General features: G+C 34.4%; 2 protein-coding genes. One reads left to right on the plus strand and one right to left on the minus strand.

All coding sequences use genetic code 11. From position 1 onward, the window contains the following. Window positions 1-317: 317 nt before the first annotated feature. Window positions 318-1,676: a lipopolysaccharide biosynthesis protein gene (locus BLR76_RS11425; RefSeq protein WP_091269032.1), complete on the plus strand. Its 1,359-nt coding sequence runs from the start codon at window positions 318-320 to the stop codon at window positions 1,674-1,676. Between the two features lie 124 nt (window positions 1,677-1,800). On the opposite strand, the gene BLR76_RS11430 is transcribed toward BLR76_RS11425, so the two are convergent. Continuing rightward, the gene (locus BLR76_RS11430) at window positions 1,801-2,325 is read right to left on the minus strand and encodes an ATP-binding protein (RefSeq protein ID WP_091269034.1); all 525 of its coding nucleotides are present in this window, start codon (window positions 2,323-2,325) and stop codon (window positions 1,801-1,803) included. Window positions 2,326-2,389: the final 64 nt, after the last annotated feature.

Genomic DNA, 2,389 nt, shown 5'->3' on the forward strand with positions numbered 1-2,389 from the left:
AAAGGATTTTTTTATGCCATGGAACAGGTTAATATTTTAATGCAACACTAGTGATGAAATACATAAGATTTTTATCCACACTTTAAGTTTGTGGTATGGTAATCAAGATTATGGAGTGTTGAATTTTATTATGTCTCCTTGCGCATTTAACAGCTCTGTGGCAGGTTTTATTGTTTTGAACAGAGCGAGCTTTATAGAAAATTAACTACCATTAACACAGTAATTGTGGTATCTTACTGAGAGTGTTGGTTCAAAAGTAATCAATAAATTCGAGCGAAATCAACCAGAGGATTTTGTTAAAGTAGGAGAAAAGAAATATGAAATTACTGAAAAATATATTTAGAGTAGCGTTGGCTAATATTGCTAACTTTGGAAGTAGCTTTTTAGTAGGCTTTATCTTACCAGCGGTATTAACTGTAGCGGCATACGGACATTATAAAGAATATACACTTTACCTCAGCTTCGTCTACATATTTAACTTAGGCTTTAATGACGGAATTTATATAAAATACGGAGGAAAAGATCCCGAAAGTATGAATCGAGAAGAGCTGCATGAAGAACACAACTTCATAACGATTTTTCAATTCATTATTTTCATAGGCATGATGGCTGTCTCTCTGTTTCTTCGTGATCCGATATTAACTCTCTTTTCCATTGTTACCTTCTTTAGAGTATTGACTACTTATCATCAAAATTTTGCTCAAGCAACAGGTGATTTTAAGTTATTCTCTAACGGTAATATCTTAAAAAGCATCATTTATATCGGCACATTGCTTTTCGCTATTTTTGTATTAAGAAGTGATAATTATCTTGTATATGTCTTGATGAGTGTCTTATCACATATCACCATCTATTTGTTATACGAAATAACGTATATCAGACGATATGGCTATAGAAAAACCTTAAACTTGAAAGGTAAATTTAATTTATTTTACGTAGGGATTTTCATTCTTTTAGCGAATATGTCACTGACTTTTGTGGGAAATGTCGGAAGTTGGGTTGTTAATTTTGGGTTTGACGTAGAGTCATTTGCCCAATATTCTTTTCAAAACTCAGTACTCAATTTGATTTTGCTCATTGTCAATGCTGTCGGAATGGTGTTTTATAATGTTATTTCGCAACATGAAAATCAAACCATGTTAAAACTAACAAAACGTATCTGTCTCTTCCTTGGTGTGTTTAGTGGGTTAGGATTTTTTGTCTTTAGATCGGTAATTGAATTCTTCCTTCCTCAGTACACTCAGGCAGTTGATTTATTATCAATTACTTTTATATCAATTCCTTATATCATGGTTACAAAAATAATCATTGCAAATTTATATAAATCTAGAAAAAACGAGAAGAAGTATTTAAAAGATGTTGGTCTATTCGCTTTAGCTGCATTCGGTGGAGTAGTGGCTGTGTATTATCTTACGCACAGCTTAGAGGCCATCGCCCTTGCAACAACAGGAGCCTACATTGTGTGGTTCTTATATACAACTCGAATAGAGTATAATTATTTAAAGAGTACCAATAAAGAATTATTGCTTTTGTTAAGCCACTTTGTTGTCTTTTTCTTTACTTCAACTCAGCTGACTATTCTACAAGGAGCTATCGCTTATTTCTTTTATATAGTAGTTGTAACAGTATTATTTAAAAAAGAATTCAAAGGACTAATTGATTACGCTAGAAAATAGAGAAATCTGTCACGAACTTGTACGATTATAGACTCATAAACAGCATATCTTTCATGTAAAATGATAGTCTGTAACTGTCAAGTAGAATTGTGCACTTTTTGCCAGATAACTTTGTGCACTTTTGTTACGTGAAGACTGATTCTCGATGTTTCATTCTATGGCTCTCTCCATTCATATGAATAACTTCACAGCGATGAAGAAGTTGATCCAGAATAGCTGTCGCTATTCCTTGATCACCAAGCATCTTGCCCCAGCTGTCGGGTCCTTTGTTTGAAGTTAAAATGATCGAACTTTTTTCATACAAGTCACTGACTAGCTGGAAAAAGAGGTTGGCTTCTCTTGTTTCCATTGCCATAAACATCATGTCATCAATCACAACTAAATCTGCTTGTCTTATACGCCTCAATCGAATGGCTGATTTTCGGACGTATTCTTCAGTTTTAAGTAAGGTAATCAACTCACCCATTGAAACGAATGCCACTTGTTTCCCTTGGTCGATAGCTTCCAGTCCAAGGCCAATAGCTAAATGAGTTTTACCGACGCCTGGTGGACCTAAGAGGACCAGGTTGAATGTTTGATCCAACCAGTCGCATGCTCTTAATTGAGAAATCTGACGTTTACTTGTAGAAAAGCAAAATAATCCAGCCAGTAAATGTCACTTTATTCCGGCAGTTTTTTTTAAGAAAATGGGTCAATTAAGCGACAGAATCTGT

Source organism: Alkalibacterium thalassium (assembly GCF_900101165.1).
In the GTDB taxonomy this organism is placed as follows: domain Bacteria; phylum Bacillota; class Bacilli; order Lactobacillales; family Carnobacteriaceae_A; genus Alkalibacterium; species Alkalibacterium indicireducens.

Bases quoted from the DNA above. Each gene is read 5' to 3' on its own strand.
- BLR76_RS11425 (WP_091269032.1), top strand. From the start codon at position 318: ATGAAATTACTGAAAAATATATTTAGAGTAGCGTTGGCTAATATTGCT.